Origin of the sequence: Bifidobacterium sp. SO1, assembly GCF_018555335.1 — a bacterium.
GTDB classification, from domain to species: domain Bacteria; phylum Actinomycetota; class Actinomycetes; order Actinomycetales; family Bifidobacteriaceae; genus Bifidobacterium; species Bifidobacterium simiiventris.
This window is the reverse complement of record NZ_JAFEJR010000011.1, coordinates 72042-90747: the sequence shown is the minus strand read 5'-3', so window position 1 is coordinate 90747 and position 18706 is coordinate 72042. Positions and strand designations below refer to the sequence as shown.

Here is an 18706-nt window from a genome sequence, read left to right as displayed (position 1 = left end):
CCGTAAGCGCTCGCACACCATGCCGGTCGCCAAGATGTCACCGCAGCGTAGGCAAAGTTCACCTGCAGGTCACGCATCACGCACGACACCGTCAGGCGACGTTGTTGCCGAAGATCTGGGCGGCAAGGTCCTTGCGAGCGGCTTCCATCTGGGTGATCTGGCCGAGGATGGCGATCTTCTGCTCGCCGTCCGGCAAGGCGGCCATCTGGCGTTTGGCCGCGCCGATGCGTCGCATGAACCCCATGTCGAGCAGTTTCGCGGTCAGTTCGGCCGCATACTGCTGTTCGGCGGGTGTGGCCGGGCGCAGTTGCGCGGCGGCGCCGTTCGCCGGTGCCGCCGTGGGGGCGCCCGCGTCGCCGGCCTTGAGATCGTTCTCGTTGGGTGGCAACGGCAGCGGCATCACCGCCAGTTCGTTGACCACCGGTTCGAGCAGCGGGCCGCCAGCCTTGGCGAGGTTGTGCAGCCATAGGCCCTGCGGCATGTCGGCCGCCGGCAGGCCGCCGGCCGCGGCGATCGCCTGGAACAGGGAGCGGAACACCGGCGTCATGAAGTTCGACAGCGTGAGCGAGGCGAACATGGTCGGATCGATCGCCCGCGGCACCTGGATGAGCGTGGCCATGAACTGCTGTTCGCAGATGAACACCGCATCGTCGACATGGTAGTAGGTCTGCTCGTTCGCGTCGCGTCGTTCCAGAGAGCGTCGCGCGGCCGGATTCGCATACGGGTTCTGCCCGGGCGTCGCACGCCCGGCGAAACCGGCGCCCGTCATGCCCGGCTCGCCGCCGAATTCGCCGTTCTCCCCCGGCATGCCGCCACCGTACGAACCATTGCGGCGTTTGGCCGCGTACGCGTCCTCGTCGCGCGTGTGCAGCCGGCGCACCGCGTCTCGCACCTCACGCTGCATGATGTCCAGGTCGATGCCGATGCGCCGGGTCGCCTTGCGCGCGTACACGTCGCGCTGGGAACGGTCGCGGATCTGCGCGATCAGCGGGGCCGCGGCCTTCACCGCACCCAGCTGGCCCATCGCGTACGACGTGTCGAACCGGTCGACCACCGCATCGATCACGAAGTCGTACAGCGGCTTCGCGCCGGCGATCAGAGAGCGCACCGCCTCGTTGCCGCGTTCGATCCGCAGATCGCACGGGTCGAGGTTGTCGTCGGCCACGGCCACGAACGTCTGCGACAGGAACGCCGCATCGAGTCCGAACGCGTGCAGCGCGGCCTTCTGGCCGGCCGCATCGCCGTCGAACGTGAACACGATGCGCGAGCTCAACGATTGGCCGTTAACCTTGAGCGGGCCGACCAATTGCACCGCGCCGAGCGAATCGTCGGCGATGAGACGACGCACGATCTTCGCATGCTCCGCGCCGAACGCGGTGCCGCAGGTCGCCACGGCCGTGTCGATGCCGGCCAGGTGCATGGCCATCACGTCCGTGTAGCCTTCGACGATCACGACCTGGCGTTTCTTGACGATCGCGGCCTTGGCGATGTCGATGCCGTACAGCACCTGCGTCTTGCGGTACAGGGCCGTGTCGGGCGTGTTGATGTATTTTGCGTTGACCGTGTCGTCCTCGTACAGTTTGCGCGCGCCGAAGCCGAGCGTGCGGCCGGTCGAATCGCGGATCGGCCAGGTGACGCGCCCGCGGAAGTAGTCGTAGATACCGCGCTGGCCCTGCCGGGCAAGACCGGCGTCGAGCATCTCCTGCTGGGTGAAGCCCTTGCCGGCCAGGTGGCGCACGAGATTGTCCCAGCCTTGCGGCGCGTATCCGCAGCCGAAGCGTTCGCAATCAGCCTGGCTGAAGTTGCGGCCGCCGAGCAGCTTGCGGGCGGGCAGCGCCTCCTTGGTGAGGATTTGTGAGACGAAGAAGCGCTGCGCCTCCTCATTCGCCTCAAGCAGACGGGCGCGTTTCGAGCCGACCGGCTTGTCGGTCGACTGACCATTCTCGTAGTGCAGTTCGATGTGGTATTTGTCGGCGAGCAGTTCCACGGCCTCGCGGAAGTCGATGTTCTCCTGCTGCTCGACGAATTTGAACACGTCGCCGCCGAGCCCGCAGCCGAAGCAGTGCCATACGCCGAGCGCCGGGCGCACGTTGAAGCTCGGGGTCTTCTCGTCGTGGAACGGGCACAGTCCGACGAACGTGCCCGTGCCGGACGCCTTGAGCGTCACACTTGCGGATACGATGTCGTACAGGTCCGCGGCGGCGCGCACCTTTTCCACGTCTTCTTTCTTGATCATCCCGGCCATAACGCTCTAGGATACCGTCACGCTGGGAGCTGGCTTGTCGGCTCTGTTTTACGTTGCGGCCGGTGGGTATCGGCATACATGATGTTCGACACGCTCCGGGCCGCTCGGCCAAGTCATACGGTCGCACATCATGTATGCCGATACCCACCTCGTTCCAGCAAAACGTTACGTATGTCGTTTCGTAACAGCCGGCTCAACACAGAATCGAGTGGAGGGCCAGGGCGGAGTTGTCGGTGAGGGATGCGACCTGATCGATGGCGACACGCAGGCGTTCGTTGTCGTTGGTGGCTTCGTTCCAGTCGTCGAGGAACACGGTTTCGAGCGCGTCGGACGGCGCGGCGCCGTTCGCCATGAGCACGTCGATGATGTCTTCGATGATCCTGCGCTCTTCCTGATGCATGGGTTCGCGTTCGTTCGGCGCCATGACGAAGTACACGGCGATGCCCTTGAGCGCGACGATCTCATAGCTCGTCTCGTCGGGAATGACCACGTTCGCACCGTAACGCACCAGCGGGCCATCGCCGTACGTGTCGCGGGTGGCCTGTTCAACCGACCACGAGAACCGGCCGATCAGGTCGCTGGTGATGTTCTTGAGCCCGGCAAGAGAGGATCTGGAACCGGTGAAATGATCGGGGAACAGATGCAGGGTTTTGAGCCGTCGCAGGGCGGCGAGCAGTTCGTCCGCATTCCACCGGCTGCCGTACCATTCGCGTGTCGCCGTCACGATGCCGTCCAGCACACGCGGGTCGACGAGCGCGACCGGATCGAACGCGCCCGTGGCGATCGCGTCCTCCACGTCGTGCACGCTGTAGGCGATGTCGTCGGCCAGGTCCATCACCTGACATTCGATGGGCTTGGTCGCGGCCGGCGCGTTGGTCTTGAGCCACCGGAACACCGGCTCGTCGTCCGGGTAGACGCAGAACTTCTTGCTGCGCTCACCTTTGGGATGTCGATCCGCTTCGGCGAGCGTCCACGGGTATTTGACGGCCGCATCGAGCGAGGCGCGGGTGAGGTTCACGCCCGCGGAACGCCCGTCGGGGTGGAAGACCTTCGGTTCGAGGCGGGTGAGCAGCCGTAGGGTCTGCGCGTTGCCTTCGAATCCCCCGATGCTCGCGGCGATGTCGGCCAGGGCGCGTTCGCCGTTGTGTCCGAACGGCGGGTGCCCGAGGTCATGGGCGAGGCATGCGCAGTCGACCACGTCGGGGTCGCAGCCGAGCAGTTTGCCGATCTGCCGGCCGATCTGGGCGACTTCGAGCGTGTGGGTGAGCCGGGTGCGGGCGAAGTCGTCGGTTCCGGCGATCAGGATCTGGCTTTTCGCGCCGAGCCTGCGCAACGCGGAGGAGTGGATGAGCCGCGCGCGGTCGCGTTCGAACGCGGTGCGCGAACGGGATTTAGGCGGTTCGGGAGCCCATCGTTCCTCGTCGAACGCGCCGTACGCCTCGCCGGCCGGTATCGTTTCGTGCTGCTGCATAGGCATCCCCTCCCTGCCGCCCAGCTTAGCAGCGGGCGACAGGATGTTCCCGGCGGGCGACGCCGGAGGCGGTCAGTGCTGTGCGGCGATGGCCGTAACACGGCCCATGAAGTCGTCGAGGAAGCGCGACACGTTGACCGCGATGGCGACCGACGTGGTCTTGAACGGGTCGTTGAGTCGGTCGTAGTCGCCGATCGTGCGGCCGCGCGTCGGCCCGTCCAGTTCGACTTTGAGGTTGATCGGCAGCGTGGCCACGAGCGTAGGGTCGAGCGCGGTGGCGACGGCGAGTGGATCGTGCAGTCCGCAGCCTCCGAGCCCAGGCGCGGTCTGTTCGTAGGCGCGGATGTAGTAGTCGGTCATGTCGGCGAGGAACCGGCCGGCCGGCGTGCCGAGCTCGCGCCATTGCGAGGTCTGCTTGCGGGTGAGCAGCGTCTGCATGGTCACGTCGAGGCCGATCATTTCGCTGCGTACGCCGGAACGGAACAGGTAGTCGGCCGCCTCCGGGTCCTGCGCGATGTTCGCCTCGGTCCATGCGTTCACGTTGCCGGGCACGGTGAGCGCACCGCCCATGAGCACGATGCCGCCGAGCAGATTGCGGATTTCGGGGGCGCGTTGCAGCGCGGTCGCGATGTTGGTCAGCGATCCGGTGGGCACGTAGGTCAGTTCCTTGCCGTACGTTTTGGCCGCGTCGATGATGAAGTCGACAGCCGGCTCGGATTCGGGCTCGCGGTTCGAGTCGGGGATGTCGACCTCGCCGATGCCGTTCTTGCCGTGGATGAACGCCGAGCCCGCGCTCACCGAGAATGTGTCGCGCGCGAGCGGATGGTCGACGCCGCGGTAGACGGGGACTTCCGGGTGCCCGAACAGGTCGGTGACGGCGAGCGCGTTGCGCACGCCCTGGTCGACGGTCACGTTGCCGAACGTGCCGGTGATGCCGACGAGTTCGGCTTCCCCGCTGCCGAGCGCGTAGGCGATGGCGAGCGTGTCGTCGATACCGGTGTCGAGATCGAGAATGAGTTTCTTCATGTCCGGGCCTCCCTTGCCTGATCTGGTGTGATGCTTCTTCCCAGCGTATCGCCGATCCGAGGCCCTCGCCATATGTACGCACGCCCCTGCACCGGATTTCAGCCAGACGTCTCCCGCAGGTCAGCCGGAATTCACCGCGGATTGCACATTCGGCCATACCGGCCGGACGCCAATGGCCGACCGATACGGCAGCACGGGAAACAACGAATAGAATCATCACGGTAATTGCATGGAATATATGCCATGCAATACCCCCGTCATATAGCTCAGATATTATCGTGGATTTATCGCGAAATTTATCCGCATATTATCTGTTGTATTATGCGATTTCAACGTCAGGATACGATACAATATTGCGTGTCGATATAACGTGCAGTAATTGCACAACATTATCCGTTCTATTCAAGGAGCATAATTATGGCATCCGCGCTGCAGGGATTCGAGGAAGTGCGTCTGGTGAAGCCCGCCGGCCAGACCGTGATGACGGTCACCGCCAACTCGGTGAAGTTCAACAAGTCCACCGCCATCGAACTGGGTTACCCGGCGTACGTGAAGGTGCTGATCAACGACAAGACCCGTCAGATCGCCGTGACCCCGACCACCGCCAAGGCCGATAACTCGGTGAAGTTCAGCAAGCCGGAAGGCAAGCAGACCGCGTCCGTCAGTATCAAGGACGCCACGCTCGTGGCCGCCATCGGCAAGTACTTCGATCTCGCCGAGGCTCCGGAGGGCGAAATCTCCTTCCAGTCGGTCGACGGCACCGTGTTCGCGAACGACAAGGCCGTGATCTTCGACGCCGACAAGGCGACCGCCGGTACCATGAAGCGCCGCGGCCGCAAGAAGGGCGAGTGAGCGTCGGAGCCCACACGAACATACGGCATTCGAACGGCCGGTGACGTTGATTCGTCACCGGCCGTTCATATTTTCCTTACGCGAGGCTTACGCTCGTTACAAAACTCCCTGCCGTTTTTTACCTGCGACCGATAGACTGCTTGCGTTGCATACGAATCGTCACATGGGGAGTTGGTACAGTCATGACGCAGACGACGTTGACGCCATTGGAACATCTGGTGAAGGTGCTGCGGCTCGGGGAACCGTCGCAATACCGGGGCCACACGTACATCAACGGGGAAAGCCTGTACTTCCCGACCGGCCGCGTGTACGGCGGCCAGGTCATCGCCCAGTCGCTGATCGCCGCCTCGAAGACCGTCGACCCCGACCGTCTGCCGCATTCGATCCACGGCTACTTCATCTCCGCCGGCGACATCCACCAGGACCTGCTGTTCGACGTGGAGACGCTGCGCGACGGCCGCTCGTTCTCGGCGCGCCGCATCAACGTCACGCAGTCACAGGGCCCGATCCTCACCGCGATCGCCAGCTTCCAGCAGACCGGCCAGACCGGCGTGGAGTTCTCCGACCCGATGCCCGACGACGTGCCCGACCCGGAAGGTCTGACCAGCGCGAAGGAACTGATGACCCCGTTCGCGCAGCGCTCGCCGTTCGCGAAGTTCTATGCGGAGAAGTCGCCGTTCGACATTCGCCACGTGACGCGCACGATCATGCTGGGGCCGGACAAGGAGAGCGCGCGTCAGGATTCCGGCACGCAGATGGTGTGGATGAAGGCGGACGGTGCGGTGGACGTGCCGCAGGTGATGCACCGCGCGATGCTGGCGCTGGGCTGCGACCAGCTCATGATGGAGCCGGTGCTGCGCCGCGCGGGGCTGAGCATCGCGACGCCGGGGATTTCGTACGCCTCGATCGACCATTCGATGTGGTGGTATCGCGACGTGGACATCAACCAGTGGCATCTGTACGTGCAGGACACGCCGACCGCCGCGCACGGCCGCGGATTGGGTTCTGCGAAGGTGTATTCGCGCGACGGCGAACTGGTCGCCGTGATCGCGCAGGAGGCCATGATCCGCGTCCCGCAGGCGTAGCCGGGGCTACGGCCTTGACTTGACGGCCGCCGGCGCAATGCCGCGCTGGCGGCGCGCAGCCTCCTTCATCTTGGCGCTTTCCGGGCCGTCCATCGGCGGCAGCTGGCACAGCCACTCCCCCACGATGCCGATCACCATGTCAGCCACGCACACGACGCACGCGATCGCGCATTCGAGGATTACCTGCGCATAATACTGCGCTTCGGCATGGTCGATGATCATGAGGATCTGGCCGCCGTACCATCCGGCGAGCGCCGCGCCGACCAGACCGAGCGATTTGGCCAACACCAGCGTGGATACGGCCTTCTGCGGGTCGAGCGGCTTCAACGCGGCACGTTTGCGCGGGTCGGTCGTCGCGTACTTGTGCACCTGCAACGCCATGATCAGCACGCTCACGCCGATCAGCAGCAACAGTGCGGAGATGAACCATGGCACGCCGATCAGCGCGAATCCGGTTGCCTCATCGTATTTGGCGAGCAGCGCGCCGCCGATCAGACCGCATACGATGGCGATGAGGTAGTACCACCACGGTGTCCGGTGTGCCTTCATAGCGTTCCTCCGATGATCCAATGGTCCGTCAGCAGCCCGACGCGGTCGGCGTCCGGCGCCATGGCAAGCAGGAACGAGACCGGTTCTCCGCCGAGGCGGGCGTCCGGATCCATGTCGAGCCACGGCGCGAGCACTGCCGCATGCCGGCTTGCGCTCGGCCACGGCACGCGGCAGTCCGGTTCGTTCAAGGTCACGCCATCTATATCGATCAGGTCGAGGTCGAGCAGACGGTGACGCGACGGTTCGTCGGGCGAAGTGTCTGTGTCCGCGCCCGCAACAGCGGACACGACGGACTGTTCGATGCCTTCGAGCACGCCGATCAGATCGCGTGCGCCGAGGTTCGTGGTCAATTGCACGACGGCGGCCATCGCGTCCGGCCCTTCGAAGTTGCTCACGTGGTAGAGCGGCGAGATGCCGTCGATCTGTGTGCCCGGCACGCCGTCGATCGCGACGATCACGGAGCGGAACAGGTGTTCAGCGTCGTGCGACGTGCTGTCCATCGATACGATCGCGGTGCGGAACACCGGCGCGTCCGGTTCGGTGGCGGCATCACATCGTCCGGCGATGCCGTCGTCGTGCCGCCCGAACACGCAAGCGGGCGCGGTCGCGTCCGACGGGCCCGGCTCGCAGTCACGGTCATCTCCGCCGGTCATCCAGTCGGCGGCGTCCTCGTACACGTCGTCGCGGTCGGGCGCCGCGGCGAGTAGCTCCGTGACCGTTCCCCCGTGCCGTCCGCCGAGCGTGGCCTTGGGGTCGAGCGCGTGCCATGGTGCGAGCACGAACGCCCGCTGCCATGCGCGCGGGTGCGGCAGGGTGAGGTTCGGGTCGTCACTGACGATATGTTCGTAGTCGATGATGTCGAGGTCGAGCGTACGCGACGACCAGTGTGCCTCGCGCGTGCGGCCGTGCGCCGCTTCGATCGACTGCAGTCCGGCCAGCAGATCGGCCGCCGGCAGCGTGGTGGCGACTTCGAGCACGGCATTGAGGAAATCCGGTGTACCGTCGGCCATGCCCCATGCGGCGGTGCGGTACAGCGGGGAAACGCCGGTGACCTGCGTGCCTTCGAGGCCGTCGATGTCGGCGACGGCGGAGCGCAGCGTGGCCGCCACGTCGCCGATGTTGCCACCTATCGCGATGACCGCATGATGGACGGTCGCGGACTGCACGGGCTGCGAGGCGGATACGTCCGCGTCGTCGCGCGTGCGGCTGATGGAGACGGCCACGTCGGCGAACGGTACAGTGATCGGCGCGTTCGGCTTGTGCACAGTGATGTCGACGGACCGCACGAGCGGATGTTCAGTGAGGATCGCGTCGGCGATGCGGGCGGCGAGCCGTTCGATCAGATCGACGTGCTCGCCCTGGATGATGTCGACAATCCGTTCGGCGACCAAGCCGTAGTTGACGGTGTCGCCGAGATCGTCAGTGTGGCCGGCGCGTGTCAGGTCGACGTGCAGCACGGCGTCCACGACGAACGGCTGGGGCTGCTCGTGTTCGAAATCGAGCACGCCGTGCGTGCCCTCGGCCTGCACGCCGGTCAGACGAATCGTGTCCATCACCACGCTCCTTTATTCGTCAGTTATTCGTCAGTCGGTGCATTCGTTTACTTGGCCGCGCGCCACTGAAGGCCCACGGCGACGGCGGCGCGGCTGCGGCGCACGTCGTGCACGCGCACGGCCCACGCGCCGTGTTCGGCGCTCAGGGCCGAGATCGCGGCGGTCGCGTTGTCGCGGTCATCCATGTCCGGCTCGGCGAATCCGGCTTCGGCCAGCACTGCGGAGACGAACCGCTTGCGGGACGCGCCGATCAATACCGGATAGCCGGTGTCCTCGAACGCCTGCAGACCGGCGAGCAGCGGCAGATTGTGCTCGATGCCGGGCTTGGAGAAGCCCAGACCCGGGTCGATGACGATGCGTTCGGGCTTGACGCCGGCCTCGAGCACCGCGTCGACCTGACGCATCAGTTCGTCCTTGACGTCCTTCAGCACGCCGTGCTCGTAGTGCGAGGTGTCGGCGTCCGGCGTCGCGCCCTTCGCGCCGGCAAGCCAGCCGCGCCAATGCTGCACGATGTACAGACAGTCGTGGTCGGCGACGACGTGCGGCAGCTCCTTGTCGAGCGTGCCGCCGGAGACGTCGTTGATGATCTGCGCGCCGTCCTCGAGCGCGGCCGCGGCGACGAGCGCGCGGGTCGTGTCGATCGACAGGATCGCGTCGTGATGGCCGAGCTCGCCTCCGAGCAGCGCCTTAACCGCGCCGGTGACGCGGTTCAGCTCGTCGGCCTCGGACACGCGCTTGGCGCCGGGGCGTGTGGATTCCGCACCGATGTCGATGATGTCGGCGCCGTCGTCGAGCATCGCGAGCCCGTGCTCGCGAGCCTTGGCCGGGTCGAGCCACAGTCCGCCGTCCGAGAACGAGTCCTCGGTGATGTTGAGCACGCCCATCACGAGCGTGCGGTCGGTGTCATGCAGTGCCTGCAAATCAGTCATATATTCCCCTTCCACAACGATATGCATTAATGCTGCGCCATGATCAGGCTCATGGCTTCAGCGCGGGTGGCGGGATTGCGCATCACGCCGCGCACAGCCGAGGTCACGGTGCGCGAGGCGGGCTTGTTCACGCCGCGCATCGCCATGCACATGTGCTCGCATTCGGTCACGACGATCACGCCCTTGGCGTCCGCGTATTCCATCAGCGCGTCGGCCACCTGCTGGGTGATGCGCTCCTGTACCTGCGGACGGCGGGCGTACAGTTCCACGAGGCGGGCCAGCTTGCTCAGCCCCACGACCTGGCCGTTGGACGGGATGTAGCCCACGTGGGCCACGCCGTGGAACGGCAGCAGGTGGTGTTCGCACACCGAGAACAGTTCGATGTCGCGCACGAGCACCATCTCGTCGGTCTCGACCGGGAATCGCTTGGCGAGCACCTCCTGCGGCCCCTTGCCCAGTCCCGAGAAGATCTCCCGTCCCGCTCGCGCGATGCGGTCGGGGGTCTCGAGCAGCCCCTCGCGGTCCGGATCCTCGCCGATCGATTTCAGGAACAGGCGCACCGCCTGCTTCACGCCTTCCTCGTCATATGCCATACGTCTTCTCCTACTTCGTTCTCGGGTTCCCGGTCAGGATGCAGGGAACCTCACATACAAGTTGCGGCGTGCCGTCGATGCAGCACGCCGCAACTTCACTCATCTTGCCGTCGCCTCACTCGCCGGGCTTCATGCCGACCGAGCGCTTGAGCGACTCGGGGATCTCCACCGGCGGCAGATCCGAATCCGGCCGGCGGTCGTTCGACAGCCATACCGGGCGTTCCGGGGCCTTGCGGATCTTCGAGAAGATCTCGGCCAGTTCCTTCTCGTTGAGCGTCTCCTTGACGAGCAGCTGGCGCACGAGTTCGTCGAGCACGTCACGGTTCTCGTTGATGATCGTCCACGCCTCGTTATGCGCGGTCTCGACCAGCTTGAGCACCTCCTCGTCGATGATCTCGGCGGTCTGGTCGGAGTACTTGTGCGGGGCGAGTGCGTCGTAGTCGGCACCGTTGGTGTCCTCGCTACCCCACTTGATCGCGCCGAGCCGCTTCGAGAAGCCGTATTCGAGCACCATCGTGCGGGCGATGGCCGTGGCCTTCTCAATGTCGTTGGACGCGCCGGTGGTCGGGTCGTGGAACACGATCTCCTCGGCGGTGCGGCCGCCCATCGCGTACGCCATCTGGTCGAGCAGCTGGTTGCGGGTCTGCGAGTAGCGGTCGGAGGTCGGCATGACGGCCGTGTAGCCGAGCGCGCGGCCTCGCGGCAGGATCGTGACCTTGGTGACCGGGTCGGTGTTGTGCAGCGCGGCGGCGACGAGCGCGTGGCCGCCCTCGTGGTACGCGGTGTTGCGCAGCTCGTCGAGTGCCATGCCCTTGGACTTGCGCTTCGGACCGGCCTGGACGCGGTCGATGGCCTCGTCGATGGCGCGGTTGTCGATCAGCTGCGCGCCGGCGCGGGCGCACAGCAGCGCGGCCTCGTTGAGCACGTTCGCCAGATCGGCGCCGGTGAAGCCCGGCGTGCGCACGGCGACCATGTGCAGATCGACGTCCGGCACGAACGGCTTGCCCTTGGCGTGCACCTTGAGGATCTGCTCGCGGCCTTCGAGATCCGGGGCCTCGACGGCGACCTGACGGTCGAAACGGCCCGGGCGCAGCAGCGCGGGGTCGAGCACGTCGGGACGGTTGGTCGCGGCGATGATGATGAGGTTGGTGTCGTTGTCGAAACCGTCCATCTCGACGAGCAGCTGGTTCAGGGTCTGCTCGCGCTCGTCGTGGCCGCCGGACATGCCGGAGCCGCGCTTGCGGCCGACGGCGTCGATCTCGTCGATGAAGATGATGGCAGGCGCGTTCTTCTTCGCCTCGTCGAACAGGTCACGCACACGGGAAGCGCCGAGGCCAACGAACATCTCCACGAAGTCGGAGCCGGCCATCGAATAGAACGGCACGCCCGCCTCGCCGGCGATGGCTCGCGCGAGCAGCGTCTTGCCGGTGCCCGGAGGGCCGTACAGCAGCACGCCGCGCGGGATGCGCGCGCCGAGCGCCTTGTACTTGGACGGGTCCTTGAGGAAGTCCTTGATCTCCTCGACTTCCTGCACGGCGGCGTCCTCGCCGGCCACGTCGGCGAACTTGGTGGTCGGGGTCTGGCCGTCGAGCAGCTTGCCGTTGTTCTTCTTGCCGCCCATGCCGAGCATGCCGCCGGCACCGCCCATGTTGCGCATGAGCAGCCACCAGCAGGCCACGATCAGGATGATCGGGAACAGCATGTTCGCCAGATAGCTGATGATGCCGCTCTGCTGCATGCTGGTGGTCCAGCCCTTCGACGGGTTGGCCTTGTTGATGAGCTGCACGACCTGGGCGCTCTGCGCGTACGCGTAGTAGAACTGGACGTTCTTGCCGTAGTTGCGCGTTTTGCCGGTGTCGGCGTCCTTCTTGACGAAGTCGTTGTTCAGCTCGAGCTTGATCTGCTGCGTGTTGTCGACGATCTCGGCGTACTTGATCTCGCCGGACTGCAGCAGCGAGATGCCGTCCTTCGTGTCGATGGTCTGCGAGCCGGAACCCGCGAAGATCTGGAACGAGACGACCGCGAGCACGACGAGCAGCACGCCCCACAGCCACGGCGACTGCCAGAACGGCTTCTTGCCGCCGTTGTTGCCCGCGTTGTTGTTACCGTTATTGCGGTTGAACGGGTTGCCGAACGGATTGTTGTTGCCCGGCCCCTGCTGCTGGGGGCCCTGGGGATAGCTCATGCGTTCACTCCTTGATACACTTCGGGCTTGAGCACCGCGATCGAGTCGAGATTGCGGTAGCGCTCGTCGTAGTCGAGGCCGAATCCGACGACGAATTCGTCGGGGATCTCATAGCCGCGGTATTTCACGTCGACGTCGACCTCGCGCCGCGCGGGCTTTTCCAGCAACGCGAAGATCTCGACGGAGGCCGCGCCGCGACGCTTGAGTTCGTCGACCAGCCATGCGAGCGTACGCCCGGAGTCAATGATATCTTCGACGATCAGGATGTGCCGGCCGCGAACATCGGTGGACAGATCCTGACGGATCGTCACGGTGCCACTCGACTTGGTGCCCGAGCCATAGCTGGACAGGCTCATGAAGTCGAGTTGGACGGGGATGCTCAGCGCTTGCGAGAACGCGGCAAGCGTATTGACCGCGCCTTTGAGCACGGCGACGAGCAGCAGGTCCTTGCCGCGGTATTCCTCGCTTACGCGGGCCGCGATCTCGTTGATCTTGCTGTCGATCTGTTCTTTGCTGACCAGTTCGTGGTCAATGTCATTCTGGACGTCGGCGATTCGCATGCGCACCATCTTGGCACACACGAATGACGTGTTTCTGACGGAAGGCTGAGTATCCTCTGGGAAGATTCACAGCCGACTGACCGTGCCAGTCGGCGATGAGACGGTCGATGGATTCGATCTGCGTGGCCGTGGCGGCGACGTTCGCGGCGCCCAGCGCGTGCGCGATGACACGCAGCCGGATGGCGGGGTGTTCGGACTGCAATGCGGCGACCGATAGTCTGACGGCATCTTCCGGTTCGGGATCGAGTACGGCCTGTGCAGCGGCGCGATCGGCTTGCATGTCGAGATAGTCCTTGTCCCGTCTCATGAGACGGGCGCCGTCCGCAAGATGCGAGACGACGTCGGAGCCGGTGAACTGCACCAGCAACGGCATCAGCCCGTGGCGAATCCGTGATCTGAGGGGAAGATTCGCGTCCGAAGAGGCCTTCACACCGTCATTTCGAGCGAACGCAGCCTTCACACCGTCATTTCGAGCGAACGCAGCCTTCACACTGTCATTTCGAGCGAACGCAGTGAGTCGAGAAATCTGTTCACTCGTTTCCTCCGAAAGATCTCTCCGCTCCGCTACGCTCCGGTCGAGATGACATCTCGCGAGGCCGTCCCCGTTGGTCGGGTCGTCCCACCATTGCAGTCCGAGATCCTCACATACGCCGGTGGTGTCTTCACGGGTCATGCACAACAGCGGCCGGGCGAACACGACATCTTCACGCACGAACCGTTCCGGCATGCCGGCGAGCGCGTCCACGCCGCCGGAACGCAGCAGTCCGATCAGCACCGTTTCCGCCTGGTCGTTCTTCGTGTGCGCGAGCAGCACCGCGGCCGCATCGGCATCTCGTGCCGTCTCGCAGATCGCCGCGTACCGTGCGTCTCGAGCCGCGGCCTCCGCTCCCCTGCCGTCGGCGCGCACCTGCACGCGGCGCACGGTCACCGGACCGAGGCCCAGGCCACGGCACCGGTCGGCGGCCCGCGCCGCGACCTCGGCCGAACCGTCCTGCATGCCGTGGTCGACGATCACCGCGCCGCAGCGCACGCCCAGACTCGCGCACACCGTGCCGGCCAATGCCGCCAACGCCATCGAATCGCGTCCGCCGGAGCACGCGACGAGGACGAGAGGCGCATCCGCGGCCGCCTCATGCTCGCCGTGCCGGGCGAACCGCTCGTCCTGCCGGTCGATGCCGATCCCGAGCAATGCCGCGCGCACCGCACCGATGCCGGCTTTCAGTCGTTTCGTGTACACCATGTTTTCCGCCTTTGCCCCGGGTGCCCGTCACGGACGGCGGCCGACTGCCGTTGCGCCCGACCGGGCCGTTAGAGTCGTGCCAGCCCGTCCACGAACACGTCGATCGCGTCCTTCGCCGCCGCCCAGTCGTCCGGCTGGTTGACGATCACCGAGAACGCGAGCGTGCCACCGCCGATGCGCGAGACGTTGCCGGTCATCGAGGTGACCTCGCTCAGGCTGCCGGTCTTGACGCGCAGCAGGCCAAGCGTGTCGTCGCTGACCGCACGGTTCGCGGCCGTACCGACGAGTCCGGGGATCGACAGTCCTTCGGCCGCCGCTGCCGCGCCGGACGCCGTGAGGTTGTGCGCCTGTACTTCGACGAGTGTCTTGACGCTCACCTTCGAGCCCGGCGATAGTCCCGAACAGTCGGCCATCGTCAGCCCGTCCGTGTCGATGCCGAGCGCGGCCAGCGCGGCGCGCACGGCCTTGGTCGCGCCTTGCGGCGTGTTGTTCTCTCCGGCGGCGAGTGCGGTGAGTCGGCCGAACTCCTCGGCGAGCGTGTTGTCGGAGTGGCGTAGCGTGAAGGCGAGGATTTCGGCGAGCGTGGCCGATTCGACGGATGCGATCGGCGCAAGTCCGTCGCTTGCCGTCGCCGGTTCCGTTTCGGCCACGTCGATGGTCGTATTGGAGACGGTGATGCCGTGCTCGGCGAGCCGCGCGGCGAATACGTTCGCCGCATCCGAGGCCGTGGTCTGGCTGAGGCGCGGGTATGCGCTGAAGATGTCGGGGTCGGCGGGCGCGCCGCCGTCCCATTGCCGGCCTCCGTCGATGGCGAGGGAGCTGACGCCCGTGTAGTACAGGTTGTCGGGATTGTTGTCGGCGATGTCGGACGGGTACCTCTCGGAGCCGAACAGGGAATCGTCGACCATCAGTGTCACCGAGCTGACGCCTTGCTTGCGCAGCGCCTGTGCCGTGCGCGCGGCGAGCGTGCCGAGCCCGGCCCGGCCGTTGACGTGATCGGGGTCGTTGTTCCCTGCGGACAGCAGCATGTCGCCGTTGCCGCGCAGGATCAGCGTGCCGGTGCCGCCGGAGTCATCGACGTCGGTCAGGTACACGTCGGTGGAGAGCGTCGATCCCATGTCGAGCGTGCTGGATGCGGCGAGCGCGGTGAGCGTTTTCATGGTGGAGGCCGGCTCTCTCGACGTGTCGGCCTCGTGTTGGGCGACGATCGTGCCGTCCGCGGCGGCGATCGCGACCGAATAATGGTCGCCGACGCCGCTGGTTTTGCCGAACGCGTCGATCAGCTGCTTCGCGGCGGCGGTGTCGATGGCGGCCGACGAATCCACGATACCTGCGATCATGCCGGCTGTACGCGAGGACAGTGCGGCCGGGATCGTCTTGCGTTCGACCGGCTGCAAGGTCAGTGGTCCGGCGATCAGATCGGTGACGTCGGCGATCACGTACGCGCAACATAGTGCGACGACGATCAGCGATGTGACGGTCACGCGAAGGATACGCCGTCGGCGGATCCTCACGATCGTGCGCGACCATTGCCGTTCACTGATGGTCGTTGCGGTTGCGACCGACACGTCACTCTCCTTGCCGATTTACTTCTGCAATGATGCGAACGAGTCGAGCGTATGCACGACCGACAACATCCGCGCGTCCAACAGCTTACCGCCGAGCCACGAACCGAGCGCGAGCGCGCCCACGCCGTTGAGCAGCGCGATCGGGATGAGTAGCCAGTAGATCGTGCCGAACGAGGTCGGGAAGACCGCGATCATGATAATCGCGGTGATGCCGGTCGGCAGCATGGCGAGGAAACTGCCGATCAGGTACACGAACGGGAAGAATCCCTGCGCGACCATGCGGCCCTGCGGCGAGGAGAACGGCTTGTCCATCGAGGCGACCGGATACATGAGCACGCACGACGTGATCTCGGCCAGTCCGAGTCCGCTGAACGCGACGCCGAGTCCGGCGGCGGCGAACGTCAGTCCGGTCACGAGGCCGCCCGGCCGCGCCCAGTCGCCGGTGATGACCGCGACTGCGACGAACAGTATGGCCATATAGACGACGATGATGGACGCGTAGACGCGCACGCGGCCGATGCGGTCGGTGAACCCGGGCACGCCGGCGATCACCTGCATGGTGAAACCACGGCCGTCGTAGGCCAAACCGTTGCTTTCGACGATCGCCATGCCCCAGCCGGACCAGATGAGCACCTGCCAGACGATGCCGCTGATGCCGTGCGCCTGCAGCGAGAAGATGACGAGGAAGAACACGGGCATGACGAACATCATGGCCTGCCGCGGGTCGCGTCTGAGATAGGTCAGCAGTCGGGCGGACACCGCGCCGGACGGCGAGTCGGGCATCCAGCCGAACGCGCCGATGCCCTTCGTTTTCACGGCCTTGTCCCCTGCGCCCACGGTGAGTCGTTCACGGCGAAGACACCACGTGCACACCATGAAACACAGTATCCAGGCAATCGCGAGGATCGCGATGCGTGCGAGCAACACCGGCCAGTCGCCGAGCATCGCGTCGTACGGCAGCTGGAACGGCGCACCGAACGGCGTCCATGCGACGAGGGACGCGACCAGCGCGACGCCGTCGAGGCTGAACCCGTCCGCCGCGCCGGAATTGAGCACGATGCTCGGAATCTGCATGAGACTGACGAACAGCATGACGATGACGATATAGAACACGCCGGTGCCGCGTTTCGACGTGACGAGTACGGTCGACAGCGACAGCAGCATCTTCGACACGCTCATCATCGTGAGGACGGCAATCGGAGCTGCGGCAAGCGCGACGATGACGATGGCGGGGCCGAACATGCGGAAGGCCATGGCCCATAGCATGAGCGAGAGCAGGCCGGTGATCGCGGGCGTGCCGGTCAGGCCGGACAAGAGCAGTCCGAATTGCAGTTCGCGGTCGGGAATGCCGTAGAGCGCGAACTTGCGCGGGCTCATCGTGGAGCCTTCGCCGATCAGCATGATCTGGAACAGGCCGACCGCGAGCGTGAGGAACGCGCCGACCAGCACGACGACCGAGTTGACGACGCCGGACGGGCCGAGGATGTTGACCGGCGGGAAGCCGGGGGCTTGGGACGGGACGAACGGCGGCAGGTCGCCGATGAACCATGCCATCACGGCGACGCCGACAACCGTGCCGGCCGCCATCACGAGCGCGATCGCATAGCCGATGGTTTGCCATACGGATTTGCGCAGCGTCGCCCAAGTGAGCGCCCAGCGCATGCGCACGAGCGTGAGCGCGGCGGTCATCGCGTCTCTCCCGCGTTACAACCGTTGCCATTCGTCTCCTCATGGCCACGTTCGACGGAATGCTCGTTTTCATTGTCATTTCGAGCGGAGCGAAGCGAAGTCGAGAAATCTTGCGCGCCCACAACCTGATCAGATCTCTCCGCTTCGCTACGCTCCGGTCGAGATGACACAGCATCGACGCTCGACGGTACCACCGTATTCGCGCCGCCGTCGAGCCAGCTCAGGTGCGCGGCCTCGTGCCGGCCGCCGACCAGTTGCAGGAACCGGTCCTCCAGATCCTCGCCGGCCGCGACCTCGTCCACGGTGCCGGCCGCGCACACCTGACCGTTGTTGATCACGGCCACATGCGTGCACATCTTCTCCACCAATGCCATGACATGCGAGGAGATGACGACCGTGCCGCCGGTCTTGGCGTATTCGATGAGGATGTCCTTGAGATTCGCGCTGGAGACCGGGTCGACCGATTCGAACGGCTCGTCGAGTACCAGGATGCGCGGGCTGTGGATCATCGCGGAGGCGAGGCAAATCTTCTTGGTCATGCCGGCCGAATAGTCGGTGACCATCGTGTTCGCGGCCTGCGTGAGATCGAACGCGGCGAGCAGGTCGTTCGCGCGGCGCACCGATTCGGCGCGTCCCATGCCGCGCAGCATGCCCGAGTAGACGAGCAGCTGCAGGCCGGTGAGCCGGTCGAAGATCTGGTCGGGCTGCGGCATCACGCCGATCATGCGTTTGGCCGTGTTCACGTCGCGCCACACATCGTGGCCAAGGATCATCGCCAGACCCGCGTCGGGCACGAGCAGACCGGTCACCATGTTGAGCGTCGTGGTCTTGCCAGCGCCGTTCGGGCCGACCAGCCCGTAGAACGAGCCGACCGGAATGTCGAGCGACAGGCCGTTGACAGCGATCTTCTGATCGAATCGCTTGCACAGGCCACGGATCGACATGGCCGCCGCCGGATTCGGCGGGACCGGGGCCGGCGGATATGGATATGACGGATACGGTTGCGCGAACTGCGACGGTACCGTCTGCGTCTGCTGCGTTGCCGCCGTCATGGGCGTCCCGGCCGGAACCCCCATCGTCTGCGGCATCGTCGGCTGAGTCGGAAATCCAACATTCCCCTGCGTGTTGTCTACACTCATGCATCCAACTCTAGCCGAGCAA

General features: G+C 65.4%; 15 protein-coding genes. 2 read left to right on the top strand and 13 right to left on the bottom strand.

Features of this window, described 5'->3' with window-relative positions; translation table 11 throughout:
- Positions 1 to 91: 91 nt before the first annotated feature.
- The 3 genes from dnaG to JS541_RS09555 all read right to left on the bottom strand — a co-directional run bounded on the left by dnaG (position 92) and on the right by JS541_RS09555 (position 4742).
- Positions 92 to 2245, bottom strand: a complete 2154-nt coding sequence (gene dnaG / locus JS541_RS09565) for a DNA primase (protein WP_214374231.1) — start codon at positions 2243 to 2245, stop codon at positions 92 to 94.
- Positions 2246 to 2438: 193 nt separating this feature from the next.
- Positions 2439 to 3716, bottom strand: a complete 1278-nt coding sequence (locus JS541_RS09560; protein ID WP_240539313.1) for a deoxyguanosinetriphosphate triphosphohydrolase — start codon at positions 3714 to 3716, stop codon at positions 2439 to 2441.
- Positions 3717 to 3788: 72 nt separating this feature from the next.
- Positions 3789 to 4742: a nucleoside hydrolase gene (locus JS541_RS09555; RefSeq protein WP_214374229.1), complete on the bottom strand. Its 954-nt coding sequence runs from the start codon at positions 4740 to 4742 to the stop codon at positions 3789 to 3791.
- A 417-nt stretch (positions 4743 to 5159) separates the two neighbouring features.
- Between JS541_RS09555 and JS541_RS09550 the strand changes: the two genes are divergently transcribed.
- Positions 5160 to 5594 carry a hypothetical protein gene (locus JS541_RS09550; protein WP_214374228.1) on the top strand — a complete coding sequence of 145 codons (435 nt, stop codon included), beginning with the start codon at positions 5160 to 5162 and terminating at the stop codon, positions 5592 to 5594.
- Positions 5595 to 5776: 182 nt separating this feature from the next.
- Positions 5777 to 6679, top strand: coding sequence for an acyl-CoA thioesterase domain-containing protein (locus JS541_RS09545; protein WP_214374227.1), 903 nt, complete (start codon positions 5777 to 5779; stop codon positions 6677 to 6679).
- Between the two features lie 6 nt (positions 6680 to 6685).
- On the opposite strand, the gene JS541_RS09540 is transcribed toward JS541_RS09545, so the two are convergent.
- From JS541_RS09540 to JS541_RS09495, 10 genes are all read right to left on the bottom strand, one after another.
- On the bottom strand, positions 6686 to 7228 hold the full coding sequence (locus tag JS541_RS09540) for a DUF3180 domain-containing protein (protein ID WP_214374226.1): 543 nt from the start codon (positions 7226 to 7228) through the stop codon (positions 6686 to 6688).
- On the bottom strand, positions 7225 to 8781 hold the full coding sequence (gene folK, locus JS541_RS09535) for a 2-amino-4-hydroxy-6-hydroxymethyldihydropteridine diphosphokinase (RefSeq protein ID WP_214374225.1): 1557 nt from the start codon (positions 8779 to 8781) through the stop codon (positions 7225 to 7227). The genes JS541_RS09540 and folK overlap by 4 nt, the downstream gene beginning before the upstream one ends.
- A gap of 47 nt (positions 8782 to 8828) precedes the next feature.
- Positions 8829 to 9710, bottom strand: coding sequence for a dihydropteroate synthase (gene folP, locus JS541_RS09530; RefSeq protein ID WP_214374224.1), 882 nt, complete (start codon positions 9708 to 9710; stop codon positions 8829 to 8831).
- 26 nt (positions 9711 to 9736) lie between these two features.
- Positions 9737 to 10303: a GTP cyclohydrolase I FolE gene (folE, locus tag JS541_RS09525; protein WP_214374223.1), complete on the bottom strand. Its 567-nt coding sequence runs from the start codon at positions 10301 to 10303 to the stop codon at positions 9737 to 9739.
- Between the two features lie 115 nt (positions 10304 to 10418).
- Positions 10419 to 12488, bottom strand: coding sequence for an ATP-dependent zinc metalloprotease FtsH (gene ftsH, locus JS541_RS09520; protein WP_214374222.1), 2070 nt, complete (start codon positions 12486 to 12488; stop codon positions 10419 to 10421).
- Positions 12485 to 13048: a hypoxanthine phosphoribosyltransferase gene (gene hpt, locus JS541_RS09515; RefSeq protein WP_214374221.1), complete on the bottom strand. Its 564-nt coding sequence runs from the start codon at positions 13046 to 13048 to the stop codon at positions 12485 to 12487. Before hpt ends, ftsH begins: the two co-directional genes overlap by 4 nt.
- Positions 13023 to 14288, bottom strand: coding sequence for a tRNA lysidine(34) synthetase TilS (gene tilS / locus JS541_RS14840; protein ID WP_236036745.1), 1266 nt, complete (start codon positions 14286 to 14288; stop codon positions 13023 to 13025). The genes hpt and tilS overlap by 26 nt, the downstream gene beginning before the upstream one ends.
- Positions 14289 to 14356: 68 nt before the next feature.
- Positions 14357 to 15856 (bottom strand): D-alanyl-D-alanine carboxypeptidase, encoded by a 1500-nt coding sequence (locus JS541_RS09505; RefSeq protein ID WP_214374220.1) that lies wholly within the window; start codon positions 15854 to 15856, stop codon positions 14357 to 14359.
- Between the two features lie 18 nt (positions 15857 to 15874).
- On the bottom strand, positions 15875 to 17545 hold the full coding sequence (locus tag JS541_RS09500) for an ABC transporter permease (protein WP_214374219.1): 1671 nt from the start codon (positions 17543 to 17545) through the stop codon (positions 15875 to 15877).
- Positions 17542 to 18633, bottom strand: a complete 1092-nt coding sequence (locus JS541_RS09495; RefSeq protein ID WP_240539315.1) for an ABC transporter ATP-binding protein — start codon at positions 18631 to 18633, stop codon at positions 17542 to 17544. Before JS541_RS09495 ends, JS541_RS09500 begins: the two co-directional genes overlap by 4 nt.
- Positions 18634 to 18706 lie beyond the last annotated feature (73 nt).